Source organism: Burkholderia sp. Ac-20344, assembly GCF_017104975.1.
GTDB lineage: Bacteria > Pseudomonadota > Gammaproteobacteria > Burkholderiales > Burkholderiaceae > Burkholderia.
In genome coordinates this window covers 1-4,750 of the sequence record NZ_JAAGPP010000285.1, presented here as the reverse complement: position 1 = coordinate 4,750, position 4,750 = coordinate 1, and the positions used below count along the sequence as shown (strand labels likewise).

The 4,750-nt window shown below is 69.7% G+C and carries 6 protein-coding genes; 4 read left to right on the top strand and 2 right to left on the bottom strand.

The genetic code is table 11. The features are described 5' to 3' along the window. Both G3N64_RS38260 and G3N64_RS38255 read left to right on the top strand, forming a co-directional pair. A partial coding sequence (locus G3N64_RS38260; RefSeq protein WP_205788772.1) for a DAK2 domain-containing protein occupies positions 1-425 on the top strand: 425 nt, incomplete at its 5' end. Next, on the top strand, positions 422-628 hold the full coding sequence (locus tag G3N64_RS38255) for a hypothetical protein (protein ID WP_205788771.1): 207 nt from the start codon (positions 422-424) through the stop codon (positions 626-628). The genes G3N64_RS38260 and G3N64_RS38255, both read left to right, overlap by 4 nt. 13 nt (positions 629-641) lie before the next feature. Here the strand turns inward: G3N64_RS38255 and G3N64_RS38250 are convergent, their stop codons facing one another. Next, positions 642-929: a DUF1330 domain-containing protein gene (locus G3N64_RS38250; protein WP_205788770.1), complete on the bottom strand. Its 288-nt coding sequence runs from the start codon at positions 927-929 to the stop codon at positions 642-644. Positions 930-1,142: 213 nt separating this feature from the next. Then, a complete protein-coding gene (locus G3N64_RS38245) occupies positions 1,143-2,003 on the bottom strand; it encodes a MaoC family dehydratase N-terminal domain-containing protein (RefSeq protein WP_205788769.1) in 861 nt (286 codons plus the stop codon). A gap of 308 nt (positions 2,004-2,311) precedes the next feature. Here G3N64_RS38245 and G3N64_RS38240 point away from each other — a divergent pair, with 308 nt between their 5' ends. Both G3N64_RS38240 and G3N64_RS38235 read left to right on the top strand, forming a co-directional pair. Next, positions 2,312-2,791 (top strand): MarR family transcriptional regulator, encoded by a 480-nt coding sequence (locus G3N64_RS38240; RefSeq protein ID WP_205788768.1) that lies wholly within the window; start codon positions 2,312-2,314, stop codon positions 2,789-2,791. Continuing rightward, the coding region (locus tag G3N64_RS38235) for an FUSC family protein (RefSeq protein ID WP_205788767.1) at positions 2,788-4,750 on the top strand (1,963 nt) is incomplete at its 3' end. The genes G3N64_RS38240 and G3N64_RS38235, both read left to right, overlap by 4 nt.

Here is a 4,750-nt window from a genome sequence, read left to right as displayed (position 1 = left end):
CCGTGCTCCGCGGCTTCGACGGCTACCAGCCATGCACTCGCGGGATCGCGATCGCACTGCTGCGCGCGTCGCGCCGGCTGGCCGAGATCGCCGAACCGTCGGCGCGCGACTGGGCCGCAGCATTCCGCGGCGCGGTGGAGTCGATCAGCGAACTGGGCGGCGCGCACGCCGGCGACCGGACGATGCTCGATGCGCTGGTGCCGGCCGTCGCTGCGTTCGAGCGAGCGCTCGATGGCGATCGCGATCCCGCGAGTGCATGGCTGGTAGCCGTCGAAGCCGCGGAGCACGGCGCACAGGAAACCGCACGCATGACGCCGCGCGCCGGGCGCGCAAGCTATCTCGGTGAACGTGCGATCGGCACGCCGGACGGCGGCGCGGTGGCGGTGTCGTACTGGATGCGTGCGTTGCAGCCGCACATCGGTTGAAGGTCGAAGGCGCGGCGGCGCGCCTTCAATGCATCGGCACGCGAGACGCCATTTCGCGTCATGTGCCGATGCCGCAGATCGTTGCGATGCCGGACGGCTTCACCTCGGTCGGCATCCGCATCGAAGCGTCCGCAATCAATCAGCGCGTCGTCTTCCGCCCGGGCAACAACGCCGCGCCGGAGCGCGCCAGCCAGCACCCGTAGCCGAGCGCGCCGTTCAGACGCCCTCGACCAGCACGGCGCGATAGCGCGCGCCCTTGAACCGGTGCTGGGCGACGGCCTGGTATTCGGGGCCGTGATACCACGCGTGCGCGGCTTCCTTCGACGGGAACTCGACAATCACGACGCCTTCCGGGCCTTCGCCCTCGAGCGTTTCCTGCGGCCCGTAGGCTGCGAGCACTTTCACCGGATGCCCGGCGAGCGTCGCGCCGACCTTGCTCTCGTAGAGGTCGAATTCTTGCTGGTCCTGCATGCTTTCGCGTGTAAACACAATGTAGGTGGCCAAGATGCGTGCTCCTGATGCGATGCGTGGAAGGTGGAAGGGCCGGCCGCGCACTGCTCAATCCGGCGAGCGGCACGCGACCTGCTCGCAGCTTACAGGGGTTTGGCGATGAACGTCGGGGCCTGCCCGAGTGCGGGCCCGGCCGGCTTGCGGCGCGTGACAACGGTCACCCGCGCGCGGATCCCGCCGCGTCGCGGATGAACGGAACGGCGCCCGTCATGCCAGGGCCGCGGTAGCCTGCATCGTCAGCCAGCCGTCGCGATCCTTCGCCCACAGCTCGACCGTCTTGCCGTCACCCGACGGCTTGCCGCACAGCACGAACGGCTCCCCGTCGAACGTCGGGCGCACCGCGCGAAACGCGAAGCTCGCGAGCGTCGCACCGGGCCGTTCGCGGTGCACGAGATCGACGAGCAGCGTCGCGATCAGCGGGCCGTGCACGACGAGCCCCGGATAACCCTCCTCCTGCGTCACGTAGCTGCGGTCGTAGTGGATGCGGTGACCGTTGAAGGTCAGCGCCGAATAGCGGAACAGCATCACGGCGTCGGCCGTGACCGTACGCGACCACGTCTCGCCGGCCGGCGCCGCGATCGGCTTCGGTGCCGGTGCGCCCGGCTGCGGCGCATCGCGATACACGATGTCGTGCTCCTCCTCGACGCACAACGCGCCGTCGCACTCGATCCGGTGCTGTACCGTCACGAATACGAGCCGGCCGCTGCGGCCCGTCTTGTCTTCGAGGTTCGCAACCGTCGATTCGCGCGTCGCGCGCCGCCCCGTGCGCAGCGGCGCATGGAACGTCAGGCGGCCGCCGGCCCACATGCGGCGCGGCAGCGGCACGGGCGGCAGGAAGCCGCCGCGCTTCGGGTGGCCGTCGGGGCCGACCTCGGCCAGCGGCGCGACAGGCAGGAAATAGAGCCAGTGCCACATCGGCGGCACGACGTCGCCGGGCGACGGGCGGTCGAGCGTGGCGGCCAGCGCGTTCAGCGGGAACGCGGTGATGTCGTCGCCGAGCGTTTCGGTCTTGCCTAGCCAGGCGTCGAGCGACGCCGGGGCGGAGGACTGCGAGGATGGGATGGACACGTGTGGAATCTCCGGGATGCTTGCAACGGCCTCAATATGCACGCCACGCGCCGTTTCGCGAAGACGGATTTCCCGAACCCCGGCTTCGAACCTGCCTGACCTGCCGAGTGGCCCTGCCGGACAGCTTTCGTCCGACCATTCGATTGCGGCCGCCGCACACTCCCGGGTCGACGACCTTCCGGCTTGACCATCCCCGGCACGCCGCCTAAATTGCTTCAGACGGGCCGGCCGCGCCGCGAGCGACAAGTCATTCGGGTGACAAAAACGATAGTTTGCTATCGAATGTTTTTGCCCCTATCATCTCGCCCATGACCGATCTGCACGACCTCCGCCTCTCCGTCAGCAGCCTGCTCGTGCTGTCCGCGCGCAAGTGGCGCCGCACCAGCGACGGCGTGCTGAACGCGTACAACGTGTCGGAAGCCTGCGCGACGCCGCTGCTGATCGCCGGGCGCCTCGGCGAAGGTGTGCGGCAGGGCACGCTCGCCGAACACGTCGGCATCGAAGGGCCGTCGCTCGTGCGCCTGCTCGACCAGCTGTGCGCAGCCGGCCTCGCACGCCGCGACGAGGATCCGCACGACCGCCGCGCGAAAACGATCTCGCTGACGGCCGCCGGCCGCGCGGTCACCGCGAAGATGGAGGAGGACTTGCGCATGCTGCGCGCGCAGGTGCTCAAGGGTGTCACGCGCGCCGATCTCGAAGCGACGCTGCGCGTGCTCGACGCCTTCAATGCGTCTGAATCGCACACGCCCGGCGTGCGCGCACCCCACTCCGGCAACGCCACGCCATGACCTACCCGAGCCTTCGCGACTGGCTGTTCTCGGGCAAGACCTTCGCCGCGTCGATGCTGGCGCTGTACCTCGGCCTGTATTTCCAGTTGCCGCGCCCGTACTGGGCGATGGCGAGCGTCTACATCGTGTCGAACCCGTTCGTCGGCGCGACGCGCTCGAAGGCACTGTATCGCGCGCTCGGCACCGCGCTCGGCGCGGCCGCCGCGATCTTCTTCGTGCCGCCGTTCGTCGAGACGCCGCTGCTGTTCGCGATCATCGTCGCCACCTGGTGCGGCACGCTGCTGTACCTCGCGATCTCCGACCGCACCGCGCGCAGCTACGTATTCATGCTCGCCGGCTATACGATGCCGCTGATCGCGCTGCCGACCGTGACCGATCCGTCCACCGTGTTCGACGTCGCGATCGCGCGTACCGAGGAGATCGTGCTCGGCATCGTGTGCGCGAGCGTGGTCGGCAGCGCGATCTTCCCGAACCGGCTCGCGCCGACGCTGATCGAGCGCACCGACGCATGGTTCAAGGACGCCGCGTTCTACGGCCGCGAGACGCTGTCCGGGCACCTTGCCGGCAAGGCGCTGTCCGCATGCCGGCAACGCCTCGCGGCAACCATCACGGGCCTCGAATTCCTGCTGAGCCAACTGAGCTACGACCACGCGCATCCGCGCATCCTTGCGCGCGCGCAGGCGCTCGCGGGCCGCATGCAGCTGTTCCTGCCGCTGATGTCGTCGCTCGCCGATCCGTTGATCGCGCTGATGCGCGACCTGCACATCCGGCCGGCCGGGCTCGACGCGCTGCTCGCCGATGCCGCGAAATGGTTCGACGCGCCGCTGCCGGCCGTCCGGGCCGGCGCCGACGGCGACATGACCGACGACCCGGTCGCGGAACGCCTGCGCGAACGCATCGCCGCGCTGCAGCCGGCCGACGACGCGCTCGCGAGCTGGGACGGCGCCCTGCTGTCGAACGCGCTGTGGCGGCTGCGCCAGGTCATCGACATCTGGCAGGACTGCCGCTCGCTGCGCGCGCTGATCGGCAACGAAGCGGGCGTCTGGCAGCCGCGCTACCGGCACTGGCGGCTCGGCGGCACCGAGCGCTTCTTCGATCGCGGGATGATGCTGTTCTCGACGCTGACCGTCGCCGCCGCGATCGTGTTCGCAAGCTGGCTGTGGATCGCGTCCGGCTGGCACGACGGCGCCGCGGCCGTCACGCTCGTGGCCGTGTCGTGCAGCTTCTTCGCCGCGCTCGACGAGCCGGCGCCGCTGGTCTTCAAGTTCTTCCTCGCAACGACCGCAAGCGTCGTGTTCGCGGGCCTGTACCTGTTCGTCGTGCTGCCGCACGTGCACGATTTCGCGATGCTCGTGGTGATGTTCGCGGGCCCGTTCATCCTGATCGGCACGCTGCTGCCGCGCCCGCAGTTCAACATGGTGACGATGCTCGTCGCCGTAAACACGGCCACCTTCATCAGCATCCAGGGCGCGTACGACGCCGATTTCTTCGTGTTCCTGAACAGCAACCTCGCGGGCGTCGCCGGGCTGCTGTTCGCGTATGTATGGACGCGTGCGACGCGGCCGTTCGGTGCCGAGCTCGCGGTGCGGCGCCTGCTGCGCTCGGGCTGGGAAGATGTCGCGCGGTCCGCATCGACGCAACCGCTCGACGACCAGCGCAACCACGCGTCGCGGATGCTCGACCGCGTCACGCAGCTGCTGCCGCGCCTCGGCGCGTCCGACGACCACCGTCATCCGTCGATCGAAAGCTTTCGCGACCTGCGCATCGCGCTGAATGCGCTCGACCTGCGCCGCTCGCGCCGCCGGCTGTCGGGCGACGTGCCCGACGCGATCGACCGCGTGCTGGCCGGCGTCACCGACCACTACACGCGCTGCGCCGCCGCAAACGCGCGCCAGCCGGTGCCGCCCGCGCTGCTCGCGACGATCGACGACGCGCTGCGCCGCGTCGCGGGCCGCAACA

Bases quoted from the DNA above. Each gene is read 5' to 3' on its own strand.
- G3N64_RS38240 (WP_205788768.1), top strand. From the start codon at position 2,312: ATGACCGATCTGCACGACCTCCGCCTCTCCGTCAGCAGCCTGCTCGTG.